The sequence below is a fragment of the Humidesulfovibrio mexicanus genome (genome assembly GCF_900188225.1).
Lineage (GTDB): Bacteria > Desulfobacterota > Desulfovibrionia > Desulfovibrionales > Desulfovibrionaceae > Humidesulfovibrio > Humidesulfovibrio mexicanus.
On sequence record NZ_FZOC01000001.1, the window covers coordinates 203,975 to 229,106 of the forward strand.

Consider the following 25,132-nt stretch of genomic DNA (forward strand, 5'->3'; position numbering starts at 1 on the left):
TGACCCGAATGTCCGTCGGGCACCATTCCCCTGCCCAGGAAACGGCCAAATTGGCCCATCCGCACAACGCAGACCACTTCATTGGGCATTATTGCTCCAACAAGGGGTAGAGGCGGAAACCATCGGGGCCTATCCTTCCGGCTGAAACACAGGAGGACCCGATGAACATACGTTCCTGGATTATGCCAACGGCGCTGGCCATTGCCTCAACCGCACTGCTCCTGGCCGCCTGGGCCTATGGCGGAGGCAGCATCGACGGTTTTACGAACCAACCGGTGAGACCGCTCTTTCTTGCCTGCACGGCAATCATGTTTTTTGCTGGACCGTTGGCCTCAAGGCGTATCGGCAACGTAAACGCAAAGGGTGACAACCATGTGAAACAGCAGGATTACATGATCTTCATTAGCATGGGTCTGAGTCTGGCGCTCGGCCTGCTCAGTCCCTGGAGCGATGCCAAAGGAATCGGCGTGCTGCCAGGGGGGAACGTCCTGCGCTGGATAGGACTGGCCGTCTACCTGCTTGGTTCTGTGCTCATGATCTGGGCTCCGGTGCACCTGGGACGCCTATTCAGCACGCGCGTAACCCTGCAGGAAGGACACAGGCTGGTGACAGACGGCCCTTTCGCCTTCATGCGGCATCCTCGTTATGCAGGCTGTCTCTACTGGGGGGTAGGCCTGCCCCTTGTGTTCCTCTCCATACCTGGGCTCGTGGCGGCGCTACTCTACGGCCTTACCTTCGCCTGGCGCATCCATGACGAAGAACGGCTCCTGGCTGAGCATTTCGGTGACCAGTGGGCGGCCTACGCCAACCGGACCAAACGTCTTGTGCCGTATCTCTTCTAGACAGGAGGCAGAGAGTCCCCATCCCAAGCCCTCGCCGCTCCAGCGTTTTCCTGGCTCTCGCCCTGCTGGGGGGGAAATTGAAGACGCTCTCCTGCCGGTCCGCACCGGAGGGGGGAGAGAGGCCTGGCGTCATGCGAGCGATGCCCTGTTTTGCCTGGCGAACATGGCGAATCGCCTCGCAGCCGGTTTGATGCCGCTAGAAGCGGCGCCGTGGTCGCCTGCGGCAAGGGCACGGAAGCCGCTGGTCGGAACTCGGCAAAAAGTCCATTTGGCCATGCTGTCTTTGTGGAGCAGCCGGACAGTGTGAACGTGCTGCGAGGACGCGTCCATCCGCCGACATGTTCCAATGGTGACGCGATGGCGGGGAAGCTCATCTTTGGCCCCAGCCTGCGGGCTTCTCGCCATACCGACGAGCCATCGAGGAGCAGATTTGCAATCTAGACTATATCATGACTTTCTTTAACATGTTACTTTCACAGTATACATTAACTTTCGTCTCAAGAAAAATAAAGGATCCACAATCCCTAGGCGGGGCCTCCACCAGCGGGGGCCCCGACACTGGGCCAGTGGTTCCAAGGCCAGGCGCAGCGGCAGCGTGCCCGGATAGCGGGGCCAAAACCCAAGCGGTTAGGCACCGCCGGACGCATGACGCGGAAGGGACATGCGTCCGGCGGCTGGTCGTTTTCGACGGCTTATTTCTCCATTATTTTCTTTGACGCTTTCACGTGCCGGGAAAAGGCCCGCTCCTTCATGCGGCGTTGGTGGACCGAGGATGCGGTATGCTGGGCCTCTTTTTGAAGTTTGAGGTAGTTCTCATAGCGTTTGCGTGACAGCTCGCCGCACGCCAGGGCAGCGAGCACCGCGCAGCCCGGCTCGGTTGTGTGGCTGCAATCCGCGAAGCGGCACGCGGCGGCAAGTTGGGCGAAACGGTCGAAAGCGGCCCCAACGCCGACCTCGCCGACAGCAAGGCCGAACTCGCGCATCCCCGGCGTGTCGATAAGCAGCCCTCCGTTCTCAAGCATCAAGAGTTGCCGACGCGTGGTGGTGTGCGTGCCCTCGCCCGTGGCGCTCACCGCGGCGGTTCTGAACAACTCGCGTCCGGCAAGGCGGTTCATCAAGGTCGTTTTCCCCACCCCAGAAGAGCCAAGCAAACAGCAAGTCCTTTCAGGCCCAATGTGCTGCAGCACGGCATCAAGGCCATCTCCGGTGACATTGCTGAAGGCAATGGCGGGTGCGCCGGTGATGCGCTGCACCTCGGTCAGCATCTGCGCGAGTTCGGCTGGTTCCGCGAGGTCCGCCTTGGCGAGAAGCGCCGCAGGCTGCACTCCCCCCTCCAGGGCCAGCACAAGGGCGCGTTCCAGACGGTTTGGATTGAAGTCATACCCACAGGCCTGAACGATGAAGGCGACATCGACATTCGCAGCGATCATCTGCACCCTGGACACGCTGCCGGCCGCTCTGCGCCGCAGGAAGGTGCGGCGTGGCAGCACCTTCTCGATGATCGCGGCGCTCCCGCCGTTGTAGCGCCGTATGGCCACATAATCGCCGACGCAAGGCAGTTCGGCTGGGTCGTCCACAGCATAGCACAACCGGCCAGAAGGTTCGGCTGACACTTCCCTGATTCCATCATGCACGGCGCACTGGCCGCGATCCACCGCGATGACCCGCGCGGGCACGCATCCCTCGTCCATCTGGATCGGTCCGATGTTCCTTTCCCAAAACTCAAAACCCAATTGCCTCAAATCCATGACAGTTCCTTCGCGGCCGCAGTGGCTCCACTGGCCGCTCCGTATCGCGTAATGAAAAACGCGCGCCATTGGTACAGGACCAAAACGGCACACAAAGTGCTGCGGCGAGACTCCCTTGCGCGAAGCGCGGAAAACGGCCGCAACAAGACGCGGACAAAGGGAACTGGACGTTGGCGTAGATTCAGCTTCCCGCATGGAAAAACATGCGGGCGCTGGCGGCCAGAAAATACAGGCAGGGCGGACCACCGTCAGAAAGACGGAACGATCCGGGGGTCAGGCGCTCCTACCGGCCGCGGCTGTCGCCGACGCCCGAAAGGACAAGATCCATGAGAGAGTTCGTCACAAAAACCTCTTGTTCAATACGACATGAGATCAACTAGCCAAGAGCGGCGCACTCGTCAACAGCTTGAGCCGACGAAGAGTGCGCGGTGTGACGGCGGGCGCAGCGCTCGCGTCTATTTCCGGTTGAAGCGGACCATGCTCTGTGGCTTCTCGTCAAGGCCGCGGGCGTCGATGCAGTGCGTGGAGCAGCTGATGCATGGGTCATATGCGCGCACCAGCATGGACAGCCGCAGCTCCATCTCCTGTTCCGAAAGGCTGCTCAACCCTGGCACGATGGCGTCAAAATCCTTTTGGATGTTGCCGTGGTTCTGGTTGGTGGGGATGACGCAATCGGCCTGAAAAATGCGGCCCTGGTCGTCGTATTCGTAAAAATGGAACAACAGCCCGCGCGGAACCTCGACAGCGCCAGTGCCGCGCCCGGCGCAGATGTGCGAAGGCCTGGCGGGCGCCTCGTCGCGGATGCCGCGGGCCAGAAGCTCCTCCACCTGCACAAGGGATTCCTCCACCGTGTGCACGCACTCCACAAGCTGGGCGATGGTGATCATGTAGGGGTTGGTGCAGCCCTTTTTGAGGCCGAGCTTCTTGGCGGCGGCCTTGGCGCGCGGCATGAGGAAATCCGCGTTCAGGTTGAAGCGAGCAAGCGCGCCCACCATGTACGATTCGCCCACATTCCTGGTCCACTTGGCCGTTGATGTCGGGACGATGTACTCGCGGGTGATGTTGCGGTACTGGCGCGCAGGTCGGCGCTCGTCCTTGCTGGTGCCGATTTCGCCCCAGTACATGGCGTATTCGGAAGGCGAAACGAGGGCCACGTACTCGGTCTCGCGATCGAAGCGGGGCATACGGTCCATGAGGCCGGCGAAGAAATCCACGGCGAAATCGAGATTGGGCAAGGTGTCCAACAGCAATCCGCGCAGGGTCACCAGATCGTCCGTGGTGGGGAACATGGTGAAGCCGCCCGGCGTCATGCGCTGTGGATGGGTGGTGCGACCGCAGACAAGACGGCTGAATTCGTTGGAGACCCGGCGCGCGGCGATGAACTTGAGCACGGCGTCCCTGTGCGTATGGGCCAGGGAGAGCACAGAGTCCACCCCCATGAGGTCGGGCAGGACGAGATAGACGATGTGCAGCAGGTGGCTTTGCAAATTCTCCGCGTGCAGGGCCAGGCGGCGCAAGAGGTGCGTCTGCTCGCTGACGTTGATGTTCAGCGCGTCCTCGGTGGCCTGGAGGCTTGCGAGTTGGTGGCCGATGGCGCAAATGCCGCAAATGCGCGAAACGATGTGATGCACGTCGGTGTAGTCGCGCCCGACCACCATGGCCTCGAAAAAACGCGGCGCCTCGGGCACCTCCCAGCGGCAGGTGGACACGCGGCCATCGGGCTCCACGTCCACAACAATGTTGCCGTGGCCTTCCACTCGCGTCAGATAGTGCACATGGACCTTCTTTGGTCCGGGCGCGGCCTTGGACTCCGCCTCAGGCACGGATATGGGGCGAGCGGGAGATTTCCCCTTTGCGGCCGCCCCTGGAGCGGTCTTTGCTGCTGTCTTGGCCATGATGTCCTCTCCTCGGCCCGACTGGCCGGTGGGTTTCTCGGTGTGCTAGAGGGCCGCTCCGGTATCGCCCAGGAAGAAGCGCAGCAAATCCTGGATGGCCTTGCGGCTGGTGCCGGGCCGGTCCATGACGATGCGCGCGGCATCAAGGTTTGCGCCGGGCACAAGGCCACGGCAGCCCCAGCAGTGCGCCCCCTGCGAAACGCAGGCCGCGCCGCAACCTGCCCTGGTGATGATGCCCAGACACATGCGCCCCATCTCGTATCGGCACACGTTGCCCGCCTGCTTGCACTCCACGCACACGGGGAAATCCGGAATCCACGGCGCGCGCCCAAGCAGAAGCTCCTTGGTGATGCGGGCGAATTCGGAAGCGTCGATGGGACACCCCGGGACCTCGGCATCCACCTTGACCACGCTCTTCAACGGGCGCGCCGCATAGGTGGGAAACCAGCGCGCGGAGGAACCGTATACCTCTTCGCGGTAGACATTCTCGGCAATGAAGTTCTTGAGACAGTTGATCCCGCCGATTGCGGCGCAGGCGCCCAGCGCGACCAGAACCTTTGCGTTCTTGCGAATCTCCTTGAGCCGGACTTCATCTTCCGGACGGGTGATGGAGCCTTCGACAAAGGCCACATCGTAATCGTCGGAGTGTCCGGTGGCCACCTCGCGGAAGCTCACCACCTCGACGTGGTCCAAAATGTCGAGCAGGCGTTCTTCAAGGTTGGCGATCTGCAACTGGTCGCCTTCGCAGCCGGCGAAGTCGAAGAAGGCGATTCTCGGTTTGGCCATTGTGTCCCCCCCCCGCCTAGATGGCTTCCTGGTAGGCCTCGATGTCCGTGTAGCAGAACACGGGGCCATCGATGCAGGCGTTGAGCTCATTGATCTGGCAATGGCCGCACTTGCCGAGGCCGCACTTCATCTTGCGCTCCAGGGAAACAAAGATCTGGTCCGAGGCGATTCCCTTCTTGCGGCACTCGGCGATGACGAAACGGTACATGATCGGAGGCCCCACCATGGCCACGTAGGTATTGCCCGGATCGAGGTCGGCCTTGGGCAAAAGCGTGGTGATAACGCCCACATTGCCCTTCCAGGTCTCATCAGGCATGTCCACGGTCTCCAGGACCTCCACATCCCCGCTCTTGGCGAGATCGGCGATCTCGTCCACGAAGATGCGCTCCTTGGGCTCGCGGGTGCCCACCATCAGCACCATGCGGCCGAATTCGTCGCGGTGACGAAGCTGATAGAACAGCAGGGAACGCAAGGGGATGTATCCCAGGCCGCCCGCAACGATGAGCACGTCCTTGCCCACGAACTTCATGACGGGAAAGCTGGTGCCGTAAGGGCCGCGGATGCCCACCTTCGCTCCGGGCTCCAGGGCGTGCAGCGCGCCCGTCACCGCGCCGATCTTGCGCACGGCGATTTCGAAAGTGTTGTGGGTGCGCCTGGGGGGGGAACTGATGGAAAACGGAGCCTCGCCAACGCCGTACACCGAGAGGTTGACGAACTGTCCCGGCTTGTGCGCAAGCGGCTTGCCGTTGTCCTGCTCAAAGGTGAAGCGGGTGACGAAATCCGACAGTTTGGTCTTCTCGACCAGCGTAACCGGCCGCGGCACGTAGGGCGAGAAGAGCTTAGTGTTCATGCGCGGTTTCCTCCCAAAGCTCGTTGAAGACCTTGAGGGGATTGGCGATGCCCGCCGTGCAGGCGCGCACGCAACGCCCGCAGCCCACGCAGCCCAGTTCCCCGATCTTGTCGTAGATGTATTTGCCCTTGCGAAAATATCGGTGGCGGTATCGGTCCTGGGCCTTGGGACGGAAATTGTGATTGCCCGCCACTTTGGCGAAGCCTTCCAACATGCAGCCGTCCCACTCGCGGTAGCGCACGCCCTGCTCAAGGCGGTCGTCAGCCTCCTCGCGGATGTCGAAGCAGTAGCAGGTGGGGCACACCAGGTTGCACGATCCGCAGGCCAGGCACATCTGGGAATAGCGACGCCACAGCGGGGAATCCCAACACTTGGCGAGCAAAAGCGGAGTTTCCTCCCAGTTGTAGCGCAAGCCGCTCTTGCGGGCCTTGAACAGGATGCGCGCCTTTGCCCTGCGCGCGCCTTCCTTGTCTCCGGGCGTGGAGGGAAGCAGCGGACCGCCCATGGCGAGAAGTTCCTCGCCGCGCGCGGACCCCACTTCCACGGTAAACGAAGCCGGGCCGATCTTGGTCCAGTAGAGATCGAAGCCGTGGTCCACGCTGCCTGCGCCCACAGTGGCCCAGAAGGCCGAAGACGACACGGTGAGCGGCTCATAGCCCATGATCACCGTGGCGGCCCTGCGGCGCACATAATTTTGGTCAGGAGCGCCGGTTTCCAGCAGTTGGTCGAGCTGATTGACGGCTTTGACATCGTAGGGGTGCACGCCAAAAAGGATCTGCGGCGGCGCGTCGAACACTGGCGCGGCCTCGCAGGTCTTGCGGTTGAAAGTAATCAGCGCCTCATGCGGGGGGAGCAGAAACCGCTTTGGGGAATTGTAGGCCACGTCGAAATCCCAGGCGATCTCCAGGCCCGGCTTCCACGGCACCAGATCATAGAATCCTTCACGCAACCTGGCCGGGACATAAAGCGCATGGTTCTCGCTCCACCTCTCGAACAGCACGGGCAGCTGTTCCTTGTAGACGGTGTACGTCGTCATTGTTCCCTCCGGGTCGGGGCTGTAACGTTGCTCCGTACCACATTAGGTCATTCTCCCAGGAAATGGCAAGCCGCGTTCAAAAATGCACATGGTTTTCCAAGAAAAAGGGAGGAACACCCAAAGATGTCCTCCCCAATTCCGCGCGCTCCAGCGCAAAGCGCCTCAGCGGACGGAGACGAGCCACCCCCGCAGGGCGGCAAGCTGCGCCGCAACAGGGTCCGGCCCGGTGCCGCCGGGCAGAGAACGTCTGCGCACAGCCGCACCATGCCCCAACACGACGAACACATCCTGATCGACCAAAGGCGAAAAGCCCCGCAATTCCTCCAGGCTCAAATCCTCAAGCCGCACGCCCTTTTTTTCCGCCAGGGCGACAGCCGCGCCTGTGGCGTGGTGCGCCTCGCGAAACGGCAGCCCCCTGGCCGCAAGATAGTCGGCCAGCTCCGTGGCGTTCAAAAACCCCTTGTCCAGGGCCGCCAGCATCGCATCAGGCCGAAATTCAAGCACGGCCAACATGTCGGCCATGATGGACACCGAGGCGCTCACCGTCCGGTCCGCGTCGAAGAAGGGCTCCTTGTCCTCCTGCATGTCGCGGTTGTAGGTAAGCGGCAACCCCTTCATGATGGTCAAAAGCGTGGTGAGCGCGCCGTACACCCGTCCGGTCTTGCCTCGCATCAGCTCACACACGTCCGGGTTCTTCTTTTGCGGCATGATGCTCGAGCCCGTGGAATACGCGTCCGGCAGCTTGACGTAGCCAAAATTCGGATTGGCCCACAGGATGATTTCCTCGCACAGCCTGCTCAGGTGCATCATCACCACGCTGCCGCAAAACAGCGCCTCCAGCGCGTAGTCCCGGTCGCTCACGGCGTCCATGCTGTTGGCGAAGGTGGCGGGAAAGCCCACGCCCTCGGCCACCAGGTCGGGCCGGATGGGATGCGTGGTGCCGGCCAGCGCCGCAGCGCCCAGCGGCGACACGCGCACCCGCTTCAGGCAGTCGGCAAGGCGCTCGTGGTCCCGCTTGAACATCTGCGCGTAGGCGAGCAGATGCTGGGCCAGGCTCACAGGCTGGGCGGGCTGCAAGTGCGTACAGCCGGGCAGAAGCGTCTGCGCGTGCTCCTCCGCCCTGCCCGCCAGCACATCCACCAGGCGCGCCAGTTCGCAGCGCCACACCTCCAGACGGGCGTTCACGTGCAGGCGGAAGTCGAGCCCCACCTGGTCGTTACGGCTGCGCGCCGTGTGCAGCTTGCCGCCAACAGACCCGACGATCTCCGTCAGGCGGCGCTCGATGTTCATGTGCACGTCTTCCAGCTCGCGCTTCCAGACGAACGTTCCCGCCTCAATTTCGGACAACACCTGGTCCAGCCCGCGCACCAGCGTCTCGGCTTCATCAGGCGAAATGATGCCGGTCACGCCAAGCATCCTGGCATGGGCCTTGGACCCGGCGATGTCCTCGCGATACAAGGCCCTGTCGAAGCTCTCGGACTGGGTGTACTCCTCCACCGAAGCCGCCGAGGCCTCGGCGAAACGTCCGCCCCACATCTTCTTGGTCATGGTGTCGTCTCCTGGCGTCGCGTGCGATAACAGGGTGAGGCGCCGCCTTTCCAAGGCCCCCTCATGCCCTCCGGGTGTTCGCTGCCCAGAGGCCGTGAACACCCGGAGGGCATGGGAACCCAGAAGGGGTATGCCCCCGCGCCGGGGCCCAGGGGAAGCGCCCCGAAGCGCTTCTACTTGTCGGCCATGCGGCCCTTGAGGCGCAGGCCAACGAGTTTGATGAACCCGGCCGCATCAGCCTGGTTGTAGACCTCGTCCTCTTCGAAGGTGGCGAGGTCCATGCGGTAGAGCGAGAACGGCGACTTGCGGCCCACGGGGATGCAGTTGCCCTTGTAGAGCTTGCAGCGCACGGTGCCGGTGACCTTTTCCTGCGTCTTGTCCACAAGGGCCTGCAGGGCCTCGCGCTCGGGCGCGAACCAGTAGCCGTAATAGACCATTTCGGCATAGCGGGGGATGAGGGAATCGCGCAGGTGCATGACCTCGCGGTCCAGGCAGATGCCTTCCAGGTCGCGCTTGGCGATGTGGATGACGGTGCCGCCAGGGGTCTCGTACACCCCGCGCGACTTCATGCCCACGAAGCGGTTCTCCACCATGTCCACACGGCCCACGCCGTGGCGACCGGCGACCTCGTTCAGGGTGAGGACCATCTGCGCGGGCGAAAGGGGCTTGCCGTTCAAGGCCACGGCGTTGCCCGCCTCGAAGTCGAGGGTGATCTCCTCGGCCGTGTCCGGCGCGTCCTCAATGGGCGTGCAGTAGCGGTGGCAGCCCTTGGCGGGCTCGTTCCAAGGGTCTTCCAATTCGCCACCCTCGAAGGAGACATGCAGAAGGTTGGCGTCCTGGCTCCAGGGCTTGGCCTGGGTGACGGGCACGGGGATGCCGTTCTTCTCGGCGTAGGCGACCAAGTCCGAGCGGGACTTCATGTCCCAGTCGCGCCAGGGAGCGATGGTCTTGAGCTTGGGATTGAGGGCCATGGTGGTGAGCTCGAAGCGCACCTGGTCGTTGCCCTTGCCCGTGGCGCCGTGGGCCACGGCCTGCGCGCCCTCGGCCTCGGCGATTTCGCACATGCGCTTGGCGATGAGCGGCCGGGCGATGGAGGTGCCGAGCAGGTACCGGCCCTCGTACAAGGCGGCCGCGCGCAGCATGGGGAACACAAAATCGCGGGCGTACTCCTCGCGGATGTCCTCGACGTAGGCCTTGGTGGCGCCGGTGGCCAACGCCTTGGCCTCCACGCCGTCAAGTTCTTCGCCCTGCCCCAGATCGGCGGTAAAGGTGACGACCTCGCAATTGTACGTGTTTTTGATCCACTTGAGGATGATGGAGGTGTCCAGGCCGCCGGAGTAGGCGAGCACGACCTTTTTGATGGAACTCATTGGCTTCTCCGCGTGTGCGATGTGGTTACAGGGCCTCGAAGACCCACTCGAGAACGGCCTTCTGCATGTGCAGGCGGTTCTCGGCCTCGTCGAAGATCATGTCCGCGTTGGCCTCGAACACTTCGTCGGAAATTTCCTCGCCCCGGTGCGCGGGCAGGCAGTGCATGACCTTGCAGCCCGGCTTGGCCAGTGCCATAAGGCCGTCGTTCAGCTGGTACCCCTCGAAGGCGGCCTCGCGCCGGAGCTGCTCGGCTTCCTGCCCCATGGAGGCCCAGACGTCGGTATTCAGGTAGTCGGCGTCCCTGGCGGCCACGGCGGGGTCTTCCGTCAACGTGACGCGCGCGCCCAGCGCCTTGGCCCTGGCCACGATGTCCGTATCCGGGGTGTAGCCCGAGGGGCAGGCCAGGGTGAGGTCGAAGCCGTACAGGGCCGCGGCCTCGATCCACGAATGCGCCATGTTGTTGCCGTCGCCGATCCAGCCCACCTTGAGGGCGGGCAGGTCCGGCGTGCGCTCGTACATGGTGAGCACATCGCTCATGACCTGGCAGGGGTGGTGTTCGTCGGTGAGGGCGTTGACCACGGGAATGCTGCCCCACTCCACAAGGGTCTCCAGCTTCTCCTGCCCGAAGGTGCGCACCACAAGCGCGTCGGCGTAGCGCGAAAGCACGCGGGCGGTGTCCTTGAGCGGCTCGTTCCGGCCCAGCTGTGATTCGTGCGGGGTCAGAAACACCGTCTGGCCGCCCAGGTGCCGCACGGCCACCTCAAAAGACACGCGCGTACGCGTGGAGGCCTTCTCGAAAATGAGGATGACGGTTTTGCCGTCCAGCATCCTGGTGCGGATGTCGCCATCCTTGAGAGCCTTGGCGCGCAGCAGCACGGCGCGTGCCTCTTCCTTTGAGAGGTCGAGGATGTTCAGAAAGTGTCTGGGCATGACGGATACTCCTCAAAAGCCGCCCCGTGGCGATTTGTGGAAAAAGGGCATTTTGCCCAAGGCAGCTGCGCTTGTAAAGGGAAAGCGCGCCAAGACGGCGCAGGTCCTGGCTTCAGGCCAGACAGGCGCGCGCCACGGCGCGCTCGGTCAACTCGTCCATCTCCGGTCCGTGGTCATGCCCGGCCAGATGCAGAATGCCATGAGCAAGCAGACGGGCCGTGTGTTCGCGGGGCCCTTGCCCATAGAGAAAGGCCTCGCGGACAAGGGTCTCCGCGGAAAGAAACAGCGCCCCAAGGTCACGGGGCCGCGCAGGATCGTCCTCGGGGAAACTCAGGATATTGGTGGGCCCAAGGCAGCCCAGAAATTCCGCATTGAGCTCGGCCTGCGCCGCGTCGTCGACCACGGTCAGGGAAAGCCCCGCACCGGAGAGGTCCAGGGCGGCGAGAAGAATGGCGACGAGTTCCAGCAACTCGCGCCGGGTGAGCGGGAAGCGGGGGTCCAGGCAGGAGGGCGCGGCCTCGATGCTCAAGGCGACTCTGGATACGCGCGCCACGGTCATGCGCGCTCCTTGCCCCTCTCGACGTCGCGTCTCTCGGCCTCGCGCCCCCCGCCCTGCCGCTGTTCGCGCTCGTAGGCCTGCACGATGCGGCCCACCAGCGGATGGCGGATGACGTCCTCCTCATGGAACCGCACGAAGCCAATACCCTTGACCCCTTGCAGGATGCGGCTGGCGTCGACGAGCCCGGAGCGGGCCTGGCTCGGCAGGTCGATCTGGGTCACGTCGCCGGTGACCACCGCACGGGAACCGAAGCCCAGCCTCGTGAGAAACATCTTCATCTGCTCCGGCGTGGTGTTCTGGGCCTCGTCAAGGATGACGAAGGCATCGTTCAAGGTGCGGCCGCGCATGAAGGCCAACGGGGCCACCTCGATGACGCCGGTCTCGAGCATGTCCTGCACGCGGGCGAAGTCCAGCATGTCGTGCAGGGCGTCGTATAGCGGACGCAGATACGGGTTGACCTTTTCGGCCAGGTCGCCGGGCAGGAAGCCGAGCTTCTCCCCGGCCTCCACCGCCGGGCGGGCCAGCACGATGCGCTTGACCTCCCTGCGCATGAGGGCGGAAACGGCCAGCGCCACGGCAAGATACGTCTTGCCCGTGCCCGCCGGGCCGATGGCGAACACGAGGTCGTTTGCACGGATGGCTTCCAGGTAGTCGCGCTGGCTGATGGTCTTGGGCGCGATGGTCTTCTTGGGCGAGGCCACGTACACCGTGTCCATGAAGATGCGCCGAACGTCCGCTCCGGGTTCGCGCAGCAGGATGCGCCAGGCGCAGTCAACGTCCTGCGGGTGCACCTGCCTGCCCTCGCGCAGCAGCCCGTACAACTGCGTCAACACTCCGGCGCAGACCTCCACAAGGTCGGTCTCGCCGCGCAAGGTGGCGCTGGTCCCACGCGTTTCAATGGCCACGCCGCTCTTCTCGGTGAGCAGGGCCAGGTTGGCGCCCTGCGGACCAAACAATTTGTTGGCCAGACCAGAATCCTGAAACTCCAGCTTGCGGCTGGCGCCGCCTTCCATGCTCATGCCCTGCGAATGCCTCCGTGTGCTGCCAATGGCATTGGCTACCGCAATCGGCGCCGCCCCGCAAGACCGCGAGCCGTTTCCGTCAATGACCATGCCCTGCGCCGCGCGCGAGCCACGCCCGCGCGATGAGCGCCAAAAGCAAAATGGCGCTGGACGTTTCCACCCAGGCGGGCAGAGCCTCGCCCACTTGGCCGAGAATGGCGTGGATGTCAAAACCAAGAGCGGCATACAGGCGGTTGGCCAGAACACCGAACAGCAGCGAACACGCCGCGATGGATGCGACATAGACCGCCGTAAGCGCGGGACCGAAGCTGCGGGCCATGACGGTGATGGTGGTGGCGTTCGTGGCTGGTCCCGAGAGCAGGAACACAAGCGCCGCGCCAGGGGAAAGCCCCTTCAGAAGCAACGATGCCGCGATGGGCGTGGAGCTTGACGCGCAGACGTACATTGGAATCCCCGCCGCCAGCATGATGAGCATGGAAGACAATTCGCCGCCCGGAACATCGCTGAAGAAATCAGGAGGCAAAATCAGCGAGATGGCTCCGGCCACGAGGATTCCGATGCACAGCCAGCCCCCCACGTCGGAAAGCATCTCGTCGAAGGCTTCGCCAACTCCGGCGCGCAGCCGAACGCACATCCCCGCCGCATGATCGTGCTGATTCCCGGCAGAGCAGCCACCGCAACAGCAATCCGCACCAGCCAAAGGCGACAATGTCTGCGGTTCCTGTCGCAGCAGCCTTTCAGGCAAAAGGTTGGCGGCCAATCCCGCGGCCACGGCCGTGATCAACGCGGCCAAGGGCCGCAACGCCGTCATCAGCGGATCGATCATGGCCCAGGTAACGGCCAAGGAATCCACTCCTGTTTCCGGCGTCGAAATCATAAAGGCCGTGGTGGCTCCCGGACCAGCTCCCTGCCGTTTGAGCCCCAGCGCGGCGGGCACGACCCCGCAGGAACACAGCGGCAACGGAACGCCCAGGGCCGCGGCCTTGAACACCGAAAGCGGCCCCCGCCCGCCCAAATGCCGCGTCAGCAATCCGTCCGGCAGCAGCCCCTTGAGCACTCCGGCGAAGAGAAACCCAAGCAGGACATACGGCGCGGCCTCTCGCAGCACCCCCCAGCATTGCATCAAATAGGCCGATACCAACCCGCCTTCCATGCGTGGCCCCCTAGATGAACAAACATTTGAGCACTTATTCATACGTAAAACAAAAAAATAGCGCCCTATTCCAATACATGCTCCAGACCCTGGGTGATAAGGCTATGCACATGGCCATCGTCCAGGGCGTAAAAAACGTTCTTCCCTTCCTTGCGGGCGCGAACCAGTTTTGCCGTGCGCAACAGCCGCAGTTGGTGCGACACGGCTGAGGCGCTCACGTTCAACACCGCCGCAAGATCGCACACGCACAATTCTCCCAGGCTCAAGGCATGCAGAATGCGGACGCGGGTTCGGTCTCCAAGCAAACTGAATAGTTCCGCAAGCCCATCGGCCGTGGCGTCATCGAGAAACGAGGAGCGCACACGAGCCACCCTGTCCTGATGGACACAAACGTCTTCGCACTGCTCCGGTACGGAGAGGCTGTCCTGCGGCTGCGCACGCGCCCTGTCCGCACTCGGACCGACTTCGCATGAACGATTGCTCATATATTCAAGATACCCTTCACCCTCACGTTTGTCAAACCTATTGCCTCGCCGTGGCCTCGGTAAGCAGGGTGACGTTGCTTTTGGTGAAGAAGCCCTCAAATCCCTCGTACCGTTGGATGTATTCATTGACAATGAGCGTGTGCGGCGAAGGCCGACTGAAGGTCTGCTTGAGGCCCTCCTCCGGCGAGCCCACCAGTTCAAGCAGGAACTCCATTCCCTGGGCCTTGAGCCCGGCGAAGGTCTCCTCGATGCGACTGGTGCGGAAGGCCAAGTGGTGGATGCGCCGCCCGTAGTTCCTGATGAACTTCTCCGTGGGCCCCTCCTGCCCGTCAGCTGAATCGCCCAGGCCGGAGGTGATGACCATGGCATAGGGCTCGCCCGGCAGGCGTGCAACATTGGTGATGGAATTCAAGTTGTCCACGTACACGGCCATGGAAAACTCGTAGTTGGTTAGTTCCAAGAACTCCACGATGGCATCGTCGCGGTCCCGCGCCCGTACGCGAACAGAGGCATGGTCGAACACGCCGATCTGTCGCAAATGTGGCGCGTCGGGCTTTGCGAAACGCAGCCCGCCCGATCGACAGGGCTCCAATGCCCGCGAGTTCGATCCGACTTCCCGTTGCACAAATCCGTAGGACAGGGCGCTGCATGTCGACACTGCGGTCCGGATGAAGAGGCCACCGTCAGAGCGCACGGGCGCTTCTGTCATAAACCGCACCCCACGGCGTTTCTGTATGCCGACATAGCGCTCCAGGTCGGGACAGGCGAAAACCATGCTCTCCACGCGACTGCGCGGCACATGGAAAGACTTTGGGCCCAAAGGTTCAGATGCGAATGCCCAGTTGGGTGCGGTGCGGGTGCGCAAGAGAAAATTCGCGGATCCGGCAAGGGTCAGCAGACACCCTTGCCCATCTGGAAAAAGGAAATGCCCGCCGTAACCGTAGCCTGTGGTTCCTAAAAATTCTACAACAGCGTCTTCAAGATGGTCCGGGGCCACACTGACCACGACTGTATCCAGCCCGCCGACAAGTCCTGCGAGGCCTGAGTCCCGACGCATTGCGTCCACCTGCTCCACACGTCTGCGCAACTCGGTATCGTCATTGCGAAACCCCACACTCATGCAGCCTCCCCGCGCCTCGGGCGCAACTCAAAAACACGTCAACACCACCCCCAAACTCCTGCGCACCTAATTGACACAGCCAAGGGAGTGGACGTAATATACGTAGCTATTCCCAAAAGAACAACCACGGGCAAAGGAATCCCCATGCTGACCCCAGAAAAAGAACACGCTGAAGCCTCGGAACGCCTCTCCGAGCTGTTGCGCCAGGCTGCCATGGGGTGCATGGTCGGGGTGCCGCAATGGGAGGATTTTGCAGCAAGCACCGGGCAAGGCGCGTATGTCGAAGCCATGCAGCGCTTGACGCGGCTCGAACTGCCGCCTGAAGAAGCGAAGGAGAACCTGCTCGGCATCGTGTCCCACCAGCAAAGCCTCTGCCAGGAGCTCGGCCGTCCGGTAAGCCTGATCACCGCCACCTGTGATTTCTTCATGCACGTTCGCCCGCTGCTGCGCGACCCCATCCTCGTGGAGGTGCGCCTGCTACAGCAAAAAGAGGAATGCGCGTACCGAGACGAGCTCACCGGCCTGTTCAACCGCCGCTCCTTCAACCAGGAGGTGCCCAGGGAGATGGAGCGCTTCCGTCGCTTCGGGCAGCCCTTTTCGCTGCTCATGCTGGACCTGGATCATTTCAAAATATTCAACGACCGTCACGGGCACTCGGCCGGGGACCAAGCCTTGCGCGATGTCTCCAGAATCATGCAGGAAAAGGCCCGGCTGTACGACCGGGTGGTTCGCTACGGGGGCGAAGAATTCGCCGTCATTCTCCCGCAGACCTCGGCAGAAGAAGCGCTGTTCATGGCTGAGCGCATCCGGGAAGCAATGGCTGAACACCATGTGCTTTACGCGGGGGAGGATCTCGGAGCCATAACCATCAGCATCGGCGTGGCCGCTTTCCCCCAAGACGCGCTCAGCATGTCGGACCTTGTGCGCAACGCGGACAAGGCGCTCTATCTCGCCAAGCAGGAACGCAACAGGGTGCGCAGATTCCAGGACAGCCAGCGCAGCCACCCCCGGTACACCCTGAGCACTCCCCTGCCCTTCCGGATCATGAGCGGGCAGACTGGCCGCATCGATGCTGACGTCCTGGACATGAGCCTGGGCGGGCTCTCCTGCAAAGTTCGGAAATCCCTGCCCAAGGCCTCAACGTTGCATCTGGTGCTCTCCGATCCCGAGCGTCTCGTCCACCTCCCTCTGCAGGCAGAGGTGCGGCGCGTTGTGGAGACAGAAGACAGGAGCTACCAGATAGGGCTGTCCTTCCGGCTGGAGAGCGTGGAGGATCAAATGAAGCTCATGGCCCTGCTCGAAGGCCGCATGACCGTTCCGGGACATGTTGCGGAAGTGCAACCCGGCATCTCCGACGCCTAGACGCCTTCCCCCTGCGGCCAACACCGGTACAGGGTGGCCAGGTCCTCAAGGCCAAGGGACTGCATGAACACAGCCACCTCGGCGGCCACCTTCGGCAGCTCTCCGCTGCGCGTGATCTCGGTCCGCCAGGCCAGCCAGTTTTCAGCCATGGACAGCCGCTTGGCGTCCCCGCACAGCCTGGCCAACCGGGCCAACTCGACCATGCACTCCGCATCCGGACAAAACCGGCTTTGCAGAAACCGCTGGGCGCAGGCGCCCGCCACATCCCCCCAGGCCTCAAGCATCCCGGCGAGATGTCCATACCCGGCAAGCCATAAGGGCTCGCGCTGGAGCAGCTCCGCGCACTCCGCAGCTCCGAGCCCCTGCGAGAGCCTCCCGGCAAAGATCCGCTCCCTGCGTGGCGGCAGCGCAAGATACGGGCGCAGCACGGCATTCAGGCGCAACTCGTAGCCATCGCGCGCAGCGTGAAAGGCCAGATCCGGCACGAGCAGTGTGAGGCAGCGCTCCTTGAGCACGCGCGCGTTGTGCGCCTCGTGGTCATTGCGGCCGGGAGTCTGGCTTGCCAGGTGGATGATGACGCTCTCCGGCACGCACAACTGCTGGAACCCCTTGCGGTTGATGCGGACACCAAGCTCCACGTCCTCCCCGCCATTGCGGTACTGTTCGCAAAAGCCGCCGCATTCGTCGAAAAGCACACGGGGCAGAAACAAGGCCGCGGCGGTAAGCGCCTGCACGGCCCTGCGCTTGCGCACAAGAGGGTGCCCGATGGGAAAAAATTCATAGACATGCTTCGGATAGAGTTGCGGCCCAACGGCGATGCCCAAGTGCTGCACCCGTGCGCCAAGGAGCGGATCGTCCGGATAGCGCAAAAGCGGGCCGACGGCACCGATGCGCCCGTCGGCTTCCAGCGACTGCAACAGAGGGGGCAGCCAGTTCGGAGACATCAGGGTGTCGTTGTTCAGGAAAAACAGCAGTGGCGAGGCGGCCGCGCGTGCGCCTGCGTTGCAGGCCGGGCCGAAGTTCCGGTTGGTCTCGAAGCGCAGCAGGCGGAAGCGCCCCGGAAAAAGTGCCTGGCCCAAGGGCAGACAGTCCGTGGCAGTGCCGTCGGAGGAGGCGTTGTCCGCCACCACGACCTCGAAGTCCACGCCGACCGTGTGTTGGCGCAGACTCTCCAGACAGGCCCGCGTCAGTTCCCACTTGTTGAACACCGGAATAACGCAGGAAAACAACGGCACGGCGTTCATCCTGCCCTCCCCTTCGCGGCTCAGCCGACTTCGGTCATGGCATCGAGCCGCGCAAAACGTTCGGCCATGTCGCGTTCCAGCAGCTCCTCGCCCTCGCGGCTGATGCGGGCAAGGCCCTCCTCGCCGTGCTTGGCCTCCAGCTTGCGCAGGTTGGCGCCGGCACAGGCGATTTCAACCGGGCTGCGCTCTGCGGCCATGCCACTGCGGCGCTTGTGCCGCACGCACAGATGCCCCTGGTACGCAACGCCGCCCCCGGAAAGAAACACCCGCAAATCGCGCTCCAGGTCGTCGTACTGCGAGGGCGAAAACCGGATGTCGAAGCCGCCTACAGCATCGATGGCGGCGGAACGCAGCATGTGGCAGCAACCCGTAACGCTGACGCACGGGCGCAGATAGCTGAACTGCCCGAAATCGGGCTGGCGAAGGTGCATGGAGGGCAGGTGCATGAGCAGGCTCTGCTCGTGGGGTGGACGAGGGGCCAAAGGCGTGTAGTCCACGCTCTGCGCCACCAACGGGTTGGCCTCGTCCACCACGCGGCAGCCCCACACCTGGGCCCGGGGCGCAAGCGCAGCCGCCGCTCCCAGGCGGCCCAGCCAGTCATGGGGCAGGCTCACGTCGTCATCCAAAAAGACAAGAAATTCCCGGCGCCGCACCTCCGGCAGGGACAAAAGCCAGTTGCGGGCTGCGGGAGCGCCAACGTTCACCGGCAGACGCAAAGAGGTCAGCCGTTCAGCAAAGACGCCGCGCCAGCGTTCGATGACTTCGGGCGTGGCATCGGAACTGCCGTTGTCCAGCACCCAGACGCCCGCGTCGTGCATGTCGGACGCGGCCAGGGAGGCCAAAGTCTCGTCCAGCTCGCGGGCCTTGTTCCAAGTGTAGAGCAGTATGGCGGCGCTGCCGGGAACTGGCGAACACAGGCGATCCACGCCGCGCAGGATGTCATCGAGGCGCAGCAGCTCGCTGGTGCGCCAGGGAGCGGAGAGCACGGCCTCTGCAAGGAGGATTGCGGCCTCTTCCACCCTGCCCAGGCGCAGCAGACACTCTGCGCGCAGGTTCGGCGCTCCTCCTGGGAAGAACTCGCCCAGCGCCTCCAGCAGGGCCAGCGACTCCTCGGCGCGGTTCTGGGCCAGCCGAAGCAGGGCCTGGGCGTGCAGACGCAGGGGCGCAAGGGGCCTAGGCCACTGCGCCTGGGCAAGCGCCGCCTCGGCCAGGGACCAGTCTGCCATGGGCCAAGACACATTCCAGGCCTGGGCCTTCCAGTACAGATTCTCGGGCTCGCGGGACATGAGGCCGGGCAGGGCCTCTCTGGCCTCTGACCGAACACGTCCATGCCAGGGATCGTCACCGTGCGGAACCCGCCAATGGCGCGGCAAGGCGGCGAGCACGGGCCGCAGGGCCTCTGGAGGAGCGGGCAGATCCGGCCCGCGCAGACCGGAGAGCAACAAGCCCAGGTCGCCGGAAAGGGGCTCAGCGCACCAGGCCGCGGCGAGGATGTCCCGGCCCATGACAGCCAAGCGGCAGCGTTCGGAAGCGGTGGAAACTCCCGCCTGGGCCAGGCATTCCCCGGCCAGGGCGGCGAGATGGTCTCGGCCAGTGGAGCCGCGTGCGGCGAGAATGCGGACCGGTCGTGGCAATGCGGCCCACAAGCGGCTGGGCCGCTCCGGGCTCATTGCGCCCCCCGACGCAGGATGCATGTACGGAATGGAGTCGCGGGAGTTCTAAGGATTGCGGACCGCTGCGTGACTGCCCCATGGCTGTGGCCCGAAATGCGAATGCGGTCCATGCCTTCCCCCTTGTGGATGCGCCGGGGCGGAAGGGCGTCCGCCCCGGCGGGAATGATCCGTCAGCGGGTCAAGTGGCGGTACTTGATGCGGTGCGGCTGCTCGGCGGCAGCGCCCAGGCGCGCCTTGCGATCCGCCTCGTACTCGCTCCAGTTGCCCTCGAAGAAGCTTACCTGACTATCGCCCTCGAAAGCCAGAATGTGCGTGGCGATGCGGTCCAGGAACCAGCGGTCGTGGCTGATGACCAGCACGCAGCCTGCGAAGTTCACCAGCGCATCCTCAAGCGCGCGCATGGTGTTCACGTCCAGATCGTTGGTGGGCTCGTCGAGCAGGAGCACGTTGGCCCCTTCACGCAACAGAGAGGCCAGGTGCACGCGGTTTCTCTCGCCGCCGGAAAGCACGCCGACTTTCTTCTGCTGGTCCGCACCTGTAATGTTGAACTTGCCGATGTAGGCGCGGGCGTTGACTTCGCGGTTGCCAAGCTTGATGACGTCGTTGCCGCCGGAGATGACCTCGTACACGGTCTTGTCCGGGTCCATGGCGCGCTCCTGGTCCACATAGGCCAACTGCACGGTCTCGCCAATGCGGATGCTCCCCTCGTCGGGCGCGTCCTTGCCGGTGATCATCCGGAAGAGCGTGGACTTGCCCGCGCCGTTGGGACCGATGATGCCCACGATGGCTCCCGGCGGCAGGCTGAAGGTCATGCCGTCCACCAGCAGGTTGTCGCCGAAGGCCTTTTTGACCCCGTTGGCCTCGACGACCACATTGCCCAGGCGCGGCCCGGCGGGGATGAAGATCTCAAGCTCCGGCGCAAGCTTCTCCGTTTCCTGGGAAAGAAGGTTTTCATAGGCGCTGATGCGCGCCTTGCCCTTGGCATGGCGGCCGCGCGGGCTCATGCGTATCCAGTCCAGCTCTCGCGCCAGGGTCTTCTGGCGGTCGCTCTCGGCCTTCTCCTCTTGGGCGAGCCGCTGCTGCTTCTGCTCCAGCCAGGAAGAGTAATTGCCCTGCCAGGGAATGCCCCGGCCACGATCCAGCTCCAAAATCCAGCCAGCCACGTTGTCCAGGAAGTAGCGGTCGTGGGTGACGGCGATGACCGTTCCCGCGTACTGCTGCAGGTGGTGTTCAAGCCAGGCTACGCTCTCGGCGTCCAGGTGGTTGGTGGGTTCGTCCAACAGCAGGATGTCCGGCTTCTGCAAAAGCAGACGGCACAGGGCCACACGCCGCTTCTCACCGCCGGAGATGACCTTCACGGGCGTGTCCGCCGGGGGGCAGCGCAGGGCGTCCATGGCCATTTCCAGGCGCGAATCCAGATCCCAGGCGTCCAGGGCGTCCAACTTCTCCTGCACGGCCGCCTGCCGGTCGATGAGCTTCTGCATGGCGTCGTCGTCCATGGGCTCGGCGAACTGTTCGTTGATGCGCTCGAACTCGGCCAGCAGGTCCACGGTCTCCTGGGCGGCCTCGGCCACGACCTCGCGAACGGTCTTGCTTTCGTCCAGGTTGGGCTCCTGTTCCAGAAAGCCGATGGTGTAGCCGGGAGAAAGGGCGATCTCGCCCTGGAAATCGGTGTCCACACCGGCCAGAATGCGCAGCAGAGAACTCTTGCCCGAGCCGTTCAAGCCCAGGACGCCAATCTTGGCGCCGTAGAAGTACGACAGGGAGATGTCCTTCAACACCTGCCGCTTGTCGTGAAATTTGCTCACGCGCATCATGGAATAGATGATCTTGTACGGTTCGGCCATGCCTGTCCCTTGTTCCTGGTCGTTTAAAAAAGCGGGGCCGGTATGACCCGGCCCCGTTGCGTTCCTACTTCTTCGCCTTCATGGCCTGGGCCAGCATTTCCCCCAAAAGCCCCATGGGCTTCTCGGCGGCCTTTTGCGGTCTGGCGTACTGCTTCCATTCGCCGCTTTCGCGTCCGCCGCCGCCCTCGCCCTTGGCGTCCTCGCGAACCTCAAGGGGCGAAAGCGCGATGCGGCGCTCGCCCGCGCGCAGATCCTCGACCAAGAGAGTCACGGAGTCGCCGCGCTGGAGTTTGTCAAACGGCTTGGGATCAACCGCCGCGGCGATGCGGGACTTGGGCAAAAGCGCGGTGATGCCGGGCTCAAGGGTCACGAAAATGCCGAAGGTCTCGCGCTTTTCCACAGTGCCCGACACCTGCGTGCCGGGAGCGTACTTGGCCGCGGCCTCCAGCCAGGGATCGCCCTCGGCGTCCTTCATGGACAGGGAGATGCGCCGCTTCAGCGGGTCGATCTCCTTGATGACCACGGCTACCTCGTCGCCAACCGCGACCATGTCGCCGGGCTTGTTCACGCGCTTCTTGTAGCTCATCTCGCTCACGTGGACCAGGCCGTCCACGCCGGGCATAAGCTCCACAAAGGCGCCAAAGTCGGCCAGACGCACCACCTTGCCGGTGGCCTTGTCGCCGTCCTTCAGCCTGCCCGCGACATCGGCCCAGGGGTCGCCCATGGTCTGCTTGCGCGACAGGGAAATCTTCATCTGGCCGGGCTTCTTGCCAGGCTCCACGCCCAGCACCTTCACCCGGATCACGTCGCCCACGCTCACGGCCTCGTCCGGCTTGGCGATGCGGGCAAAGCCAAGTTCGCTCACGTGGACCATGCCCTCAAGGCCGGGGGCGATTTCCACAAAAGCGCCGAAGTCGGTCAGACGCACGACCTTTCCTTCCAACTCGTCGCCGGGGTTCACGCTGGCCAGGAACTGTTCGGTGGCGGCCTGGCGCTCGCGCTCAAGAAGGGCGCGGCGGGTGACGACGATGTTGCGGCCGCGCTCCTCAAGCTTGCTGATGAGGAAGGGCAGGGTCTGGCCCACGTATTCCTCGGGGTTCTCGACGAAGCGCGCATCGATCTGGCTCACGGGGCAGAAGGCCCGGCGGCCCATGATCTCCACCGAGAAGCCGCCCTTGCAGGTCTCCTTCACGCGGCCGTCCACAGGCAGGCCGGAATCCTTGGCGCTCTGGAGCATCTCAAGCCCGCCGGCCCCGGCCAGGGCGCGGGAGAGAACGATCTCGCTGCGGGTCTTGGAGACCACGTAGAGGTCCATGGTATCCCCTTCCTTGTGGGGGAACTCGCCCTCAGCGTCGAGAAGGTCCTTCTTTTCGCCCACACCGTCGATCTTGGTGCCGGTGTCGAAATAGACGCTGTCGGCGCCGATGCTGATGATGCGGGCGGAAACCTTGTCGCCCACGTTCAGGGGTTCGCCTTGCCCGGCGTAGCTGGCCTCGAAGAGTTCGGCGAAGCTCTGCTCCATGTCCCCGTTGTTTTGTGCCTGATCCGTCATCTGCTGCTCCTGTGCGATGTTCCGCAAAGATATTGGCGGGAGATTGCCGCCTGGGGCGTGTATTATCGAAGGAGACGGACTTGTCAAACGAAGAGGCGGCTTTTTCTGGCCGACCCTAAAGTTTTTTAAGGAAAGACCGATAGGACGCGAAGAAGGCGTTGTCTTAACCTGCGGCGTCAAGGAGGTGGTCACGGCATGTCAATCAGCTCCATCAGCGGGTCCTCATCCGGCTACGGCTCCGACCTGTTCGGCGCCCAGGTGGTGAGCAAGACTCTGGATTACATGAACAACCAAGGCTCCGGAAGCGATTACGCCATAACCGACAAGCAGAGCTTCGGAGCAGCCGTTGTCTCCAAGACCCTGGACTACATGAACAGCGGCGGCAGCAGCGGCGGCTCCGACATGGCCCAGACCTACGACTTCAACAAGAGCGTCCTTTCCGGCTACATGTCCGGCATAGGGCAGTTCGCCGACTACAACATCTAAGCGCCCAGCCCTGACGACGCCGTTCGAAAGCCCCGCCGAGGCCAGTCCTTGGCGGGGCATTGTCGTGTCTAAAATCGCCCCCTGCACGATGCTGGAAATGCCGCGGCCAGGGGCGTACACTTGCCAGACGGACCAAGAACGGCTAAAGGGCGTCCTCCAACCTCCCCCCACGAACAGCCCAAGGAACACCAAGACGTGAGCAGGGAACAGCACAAAGTACTTATCGCAAACCGGGGCGAAATCGCCGTGCGCATCATGCAGGCGTGCCGCGACCTCGGACTTGGTTTCGTCGCCGTCTACACCCGGGAAGACGCAGCCTCCGGCCACGTGTCCCTCGCCAGGGAACTGGGCGGCGAACAGGCCCTGGTGCGCATCCACAACTATCTCGACGCGGGCGACATCCTCTCCGCTGCCGATGCCAGCGGCGCCACGGCAATCCATCCCGGCTACGGGTTCTTCTCGGAAAACTACCGCTTCGCACGCCGGGTCGAGGAACGCTCCCGCCCGATGGTGTTCATCGGCCCGTCCTGGCGCGTTATCCGCGACCTGGGCGACAAGATCAACACCAAGCGGCTGGCGAGACGCCTGGGTGTCCCCACTGTGCCGGGCAGCGACCGCGCCATCTACGACGAGATGGAGGCAGAGACCATCGCCCAGCAGCTCTTCGACTACCAGGAGCGGCAGGGGGTGGCCAAACCCATGGTGCTGGTCAAGGCCAGCGCGGGCGGCGGCGGCATGGGCATTGACGAAGTGCACAGCATGAACCGCTTCCGGCAGACCTACCGGCGCATTCGAAACTATTCCCAGCGCCAGTTCAACGACCCCGGCGTGCTCATCGAGCAGCGCATCTTCAATTACAACCACTTGGAAGTGCAAATCGTTTCCGCAAGAGGCGGGGACAACCCCGTGCACTTCGGTACGCGCAACTGCTCTGTGCAAAGCCCCGGCAGGCAGAAGCGCATCGAGACCGCACCAGGATTCGCCCCGGAAAGCCTCGCCTACAGCTTCGACGCCCGGAAGGTCATGGACGACATCGTGCGCCACTCCCTGTCCATCGCGCGCGAAATCAAGTACGACAACGTCGGCACCTGGGAATGGATCGTCACCCCCAAGGGCGAGCCCTTTCTCATGGAAGTCAACACGCGCATCCAGGTGGAGAACGGAGTTTCGGCCGCCATCGCCCGCATCAAAGGCCAGCCGGGCGTCAACCTGATCCGGGAGCAGATTCGCCTGGGACTTGGCGAGCCCATGGGCTACACCCAGCAGGACGTCAGCTTCGACGGCGTGGGCATCGAGTACCGCATCATCGCCGAGGACACGCAAAACCGCTTCGCCCCTTGGACCGGCCGCATAGAGAAGATCGCCTGGCGTGATGAGCCCTGGCTCAAGCTGCACACCCATGTGCCCCAGGACCGCCCCTATCAGATCCCCACCGAGTACGACCCCAACTTGGCTCTCGCCATCGTTTGGGGCAAGGATCTCGAAGAGGCCAAGGCGCGCGGCGCCGCCTTCCTGGATGATTTCGTGCTGACCGGCGTGGACGCCCAAGGCCTGGAGCTCAAGTCGAATATCGCCTTCCTGCGCGAGAAAACACAGGATCTGCTGGAATTTTAAAGCCAGCCA

Annotated in this window: 21 protein-coding genes; 4 read left to right on the forward strand and 17 right to left on the reverse strand. The window is 63.5% G+C overall.

What is annotated here, in order from left to right; all coding sequences use genetic code 11:
* Window positions 1-161 precede the first annotated feature (161 nt).
* Window positions 162-842 (forward strand): methyltransferase family protein, encoded by a 681-nt coding sequence (locus tag CHB73_RS01110; protein WP_089271209.1) that lies wholly within the window; start codon window positions 162-164, stop codon window positions 840-842.
* A 692-nt stretch (window positions 843-1,534) separates the two neighbouring features.
* Here the strand turns inward: CHB73_RS01110 and rsgA are convergent.
* The 13 genes from rsgA to CHB73_RS17030 form a co-directional block, all read right to left on the reverse strand.
* A complete protein-coding gene (gene rsgA / locus CHB73_RS01115) occupies window positions 1,535-2,590 on the reverse strand; it encodes a ribosome small subunit-dependent GTPase A (RefSeq protein ID WP_089271211.1) in 1,056 nt (351 codons plus the stop codon).
* Window positions 2,591-3,045: 455 nt separating this feature from the next.
* Complete coding sequence (locus CHB73_RS01120) at window positions 3,046-4,485, reverse strand: Ni/Fe hydrogenase subunit alpha (RefSeq protein WP_089271213.1); 1,440 nt, start codon at window positions 4,483-4,485, stop codon at window positions 3,046-3,048.
* 45 nt (window positions 4,486-4,530) lie between these two features.
* Window positions 4,531-5,271, reverse strand: a complete 741-nt coding sequence (locus tag CHB73_RS01125) for an NADH-quinone oxidoreductase subunit B family protein (protein WP_179216840.1) — start codon at window positions 5,269-5,271, stop codon at window positions 4,531-4,533.
* A 16-nt stretch (window positions 5,272-5,287) separates the two neighbouring features.
* Window positions 5,288-6,121 (reverse strand): FAD/NAD(P)-binding protein, encoded by an 834-nt coding sequence (locus CHB73_RS01130; protein WP_089271217.1) that lies wholly within the window; start codon window positions 6,119-6,121, stop codon window positions 5,288-5,290.
* Complete coding sequence (locus CHB73_RS01135; RefSeq protein ID WP_089271219.1) at window positions 6,111-7,157, reverse strand: 4Fe-4S dicluster domain-containing protein; 1,047 nt, start codon at window positions 7,155-7,157, stop codon at window positions 6,111-6,113. Before CHB73_RS01135 ends, CHB73_RS01130 begins: the two co-directional genes overlap by 11 nt.
* 162 nt (window positions 7,158-7,319) lie before the next feature.
* A complete protein-coding gene (gene argH, locus CHB73_RS01140) occupies window positions 7,320-8,705 on the reverse strand; it encodes an argininosuccinate lyase (RefSeq protein ID WP_089271221.1) in 1,386 nt (461 codons plus the stop codon).
* 173 nt (window positions 8,706-8,878) lie between these two features.
* Window positions 8,879-10,075: an argininosuccinate synthase gene (locus tag CHB73_RS01145; RefSeq protein ID WP_089271223.1), complete on the reverse strand. Its 1,197-nt coding sequence runs from the start codon at window positions 10,073-10,075 to the stop codon at window positions 8,879-8,881.
* Between the two features lie 25 nt (window positions 10,076-10,100).
* Complete coding sequence (argF, locus tag CHB73_RS01150; RefSeq protein WP_089271225.1) at window positions 10,101-11,006, reverse strand: ornithine carbamoyltransferase; 906 nt, start codon at window positions 11,004-11,006, stop codon at window positions 10,101-10,103.
* 112 nt (window positions 11,007-11,118) lie between these two features.
* Window positions 11,119-11,565, reverse strand: a complete 447-nt coding sequence (gene ybeY / locus CHB73_RS01155) for an rRNA maturation RNase YbeY (RefSeq protein ID WP_089271227.1) — start codon at window positions 11,563-11,565, stop codon at window positions 11,119-11,121.
* The gene (locus CHB73_RS01160) at window positions 11,562-12,584 is read right to left on the reverse strand and encodes a PhoH family protein (RefSeq protein ID WP_089271229.1); all 1,023 of its coding nucleotides are present in this window, start codon (window positions 12,582-12,584) and stop codon (window positions 11,562-11,564) included. The genes ybeY and CHB73_RS01160 overlap by 4 nt, the downstream gene beginning before the upstream one ends.
* An 82-nt stretch (window positions 12,585-12,666) precedes the next feature.
* Window positions 12,667-13,740 carry an SO_0444 family Cu/Zn efflux transporter gene (locus CHB73_RS01165; RefSeq protein ID WP_089271231.1) on the reverse strand — a complete coding sequence of 358 codons (1,074 nt, stop codon included), beginning with the start codon at window positions 13,738-13,740 and terminating at the stop codon, window positions 12,667-12,669.
* A gap of 65 nt (window positions 13,741-13,805) precedes the next feature.
* Entirely contained in the window at window positions 13,806-14,225 is a 420-nt protein-coding gene (locus tag CHB73_RS01170) for an ArsR/SmtB family transcription factor (protein ID WP_089271233.1), read from the reverse strand.
* A gap of 37 nt (window positions 14,226-14,262) precedes the next feature.
* Complete coding sequence (locus tag CHB73_RS17030) at window positions 14,263-14,763, reverse strand: VOC family protein (protein WP_235641460.1); 501 nt, start codon at window positions 14,761-14,763, stop codon at window positions 14,263-14,265.
* 726 nt (window positions 14,764-15,489) lie between these two features.
* On the opposite strand from CHB73_RS17030, the gene CHB73_RS01180 reads away from it, so the two are divergent.
* Window positions 15,490-16,707, forward strand: coding sequence for a diguanylate cyclase (locus tag CHB73_RS01180; protein WP_089271237.1), 1,218 nt, complete (start codon window positions 15,490-15,492; stop codon window positions 16,705-16,707).
* Here CHB73_RS01180 and CHB73_RS01185 read toward each other — a convergent pair.
* The 4 genes from CHB73_RS01185 to CHB73_RS01200 form a co-directional block, all read right to left on the reverse strand.
* Window positions 16,704-17,951 carry a glycosyltransferase family 2 protein gene (locus CHB73_RS01185; protein ID WP_089271239.1) on the reverse strand — a complete coding sequence of 416 codons (1,248 nt, stop codon included), beginning with the start codon at window positions 17,949-17,951 and terminating at the stop codon, window positions 16,704-16,706. The genes CHB73_RS01180 and CHB73_RS01185 overlap by 4 nt on opposite strands.
* A 20-nt stretch (window positions 17,952-17,971) precedes the next feature.
* Window positions 17,972-19,621, reverse strand: a complete 1,650-nt coding sequence (locus tag CHB73_RS01190; protein WP_179216841.1) for a glycosyltransferase family 2 protein — start codon at window positions 19,619-19,621, stop codon at window positions 17,972-17,974.
* A 173-nt stretch (window positions 19,622-19,794) separates the two neighbouring features.
* Window positions 19,795-21,471: an energy-dependent translational throttle protein EttA gene (gene ettA, locus CHB73_RS01195; RefSeq protein WP_089271243.1), complete on the reverse strand. Its 1,677-nt coding sequence runs from the start codon at window positions 21,469-21,471 to the stop codon at window positions 19,795-19,797.
* A 64-nt stretch (window positions 21,472-21,535) separates the two neighbouring features.
* Window positions 21,536-23,023: a 30S ribosomal protein S1 gene (locus tag CHB73_RS01200; RefSeq protein ID WP_089271246.1), complete on the reverse strand. Its 1,488-nt coding sequence runs from the start codon at window positions 23,021-23,023 to the stop codon at window positions 21,536-21,538.
* Window positions 23,024-23,218: 195 nt separating this feature from the next.
* Here CHB73_RS01200 and CHB73_RS01205 point away from each other — a divergent pair, with 195 nt between their 5' ends.
* Together CHB73_RS01205 and CHB73_RS01210 are read left to right on the forward strand one after the other, a co-directional pair.
* On the forward strand, window positions 23,219-23,509 hold the full coding sequence (locus CHB73_RS01205; RefSeq protein ID WP_089271248.1) for a hypothetical protein: 291 nt from the start codon (window positions 23,219-23,221) through the stop codon (window positions 23,507-23,509).
* Between the two features lie 195 nt (window positions 23,510-23,704).
* On the forward strand, window positions 23,705-25,123 hold the full coding sequence (locus tag CHB73_RS01210; protein ID WP_089271251.1) for a biotin carboxylase N-terminal domain-containing protein: 1,419 nt from the start codon (window positions 23,705-23,707) through the stop codon (window positions 25,121-25,123).
* The last annotated feature ends 9 nt before the right edge of the window (window positions 25,124-25,132 follow it).

Excerpts from the sequence above, each read along its gene's own strand:
- argF (WP_089271225.1), bottom strand. The coding sequence starts at position 11,006 with ATGCCCAGACACTTTCTGAACATCCTCGACCTCTCAAAGGAAGAGGCA.
- CHB73_RS01180 (WP_089271237.1), top strand. The coding sequence starts at position 15,490 with ATGCTGACCCCAGAAAAAGAACACGCTGAAGCCTCGGAACGCCTCTCC.
- CHB73_RS01110 (WP_089271209.1), top strand. The coding sequence starts at position 162 with ATGAACATACGTTCCTGGATTATGCCAACGGCGCTGGCCATTGCCTCA.
- CHB73_RS01200 (WP_089271246.1), bottom strand. The coding sequence starts at position 23,023 with ATGACGGATCAGGCACAAAACAACGGGGACATGGAGCAGAGCTTCGCC.
- CHB73_RS01130 (WP_089271217.1), bottom strand. The coding sequence starts at position 6,121 with ATGAACACTAAGCTCTTCTCGCCCTACGTGCCGCGGCCGGTTACGCTG.
- ettA (WP_089271243.1), bottom strand. The coding sequence starts at position 21,471 with ATGGCCGAACCGTACAAGATCATCTATTCCATGATGCGCGTGAGCAAA.
- CHB73_RS01135 (WP_089271219.1), bottom strand. The coding sequence starts at position 7,157 with ATGACGACGTACACCGTCTACAAGGAACAGCTGCCCGTGCTGTTCGAG.
- ybeY (WP_089271227.1), bottom strand. The coding sequence starts at position 11,565 with ATGACCGTGGCGCGCGTATCCAGAGTCGCCTTGAGCATCGAGGCCGCG.
- rsgA (WP_089271211.1), bottom strand. The coding sequence starts at position 2,590 with ATGGATTTGAGGCAATTGGGTTTTGAGTTTTGGGAAAGGAACATCGGA.
- CHB73_RS01125 (WP_179216840.1), bottom strand. The coding sequence starts at position 5,271 with ATGGCCAAACCGAGAATCGCCTTCTTCGACTTCGCCGGCTGCGAAGGC.
- CHB73_RS01205 (WP_089271248.1), top strand. The coding sequence starts at position 23,219 with ATGTCAATCAGCTCCATCAGCGGGTCCTCATCCGGCTACGGCTCCGAC.
- CHB73_RS01170 (WP_089271233.1), bottom strand. The coding sequence starts at position 14,225 with ATGAGCAATCGTTCATGCGAAGTCGGTCCGAGTGCGGACAGGGCGCGT.
- CHB73_RS01120 (WP_089271213.1), bottom strand. The coding sequence starts at position 4,485 with ATGGCCAAGACAGCAGCAAAGACCGCTCCAGGGGCGGCCGCAAAGGGG.
- CHB73_RS01160 (WP_089271229.1), bottom strand. The coding sequence starts at position 12,584 with ATGAGCATGGAAGGCGGCGCCAGCCGCAAGCTGGAGTTTCAGGATTCT.
- CHB73_RS01185 (WP_089271239.1), bottom strand. The coding sequence starts at position 17,951 with ATGAACGCCGTGCCGTTGTTTTCCTGCGTTATTCCGGTGTTCAACAAG.
- CHB73_RS01190 (WP_179216841.1), bottom strand. The coding sequence starts at position 19,621 with ATGAGCCCGGAGCGGCCCAGCCGCTTGTGGGCCGCATTGCCACGACCG.
- argH (WP_089271221.1), bottom strand. The coding sequence starts at position 8,705 with ATGACCAAGAAGATGTGGGGCGGACGTTTCGCCGAGGCCTCGGCGGCT.
- CHB73_RS01145 (WP_089271223.1), bottom strand. The coding sequence starts at position 10,075 with ATGAGTTCCATCAAAAAGGTCGTGCTCGCCTACTCCGGCGGCCTGGAC.
- CHB73_RS01165 (WP_089271231.1), bottom strand. The coding sequence starts at position 13,740 with ATGGAAGGCGGGTTGGTATCGGCCTATTTGATGCAATGCTGGGGGGTG.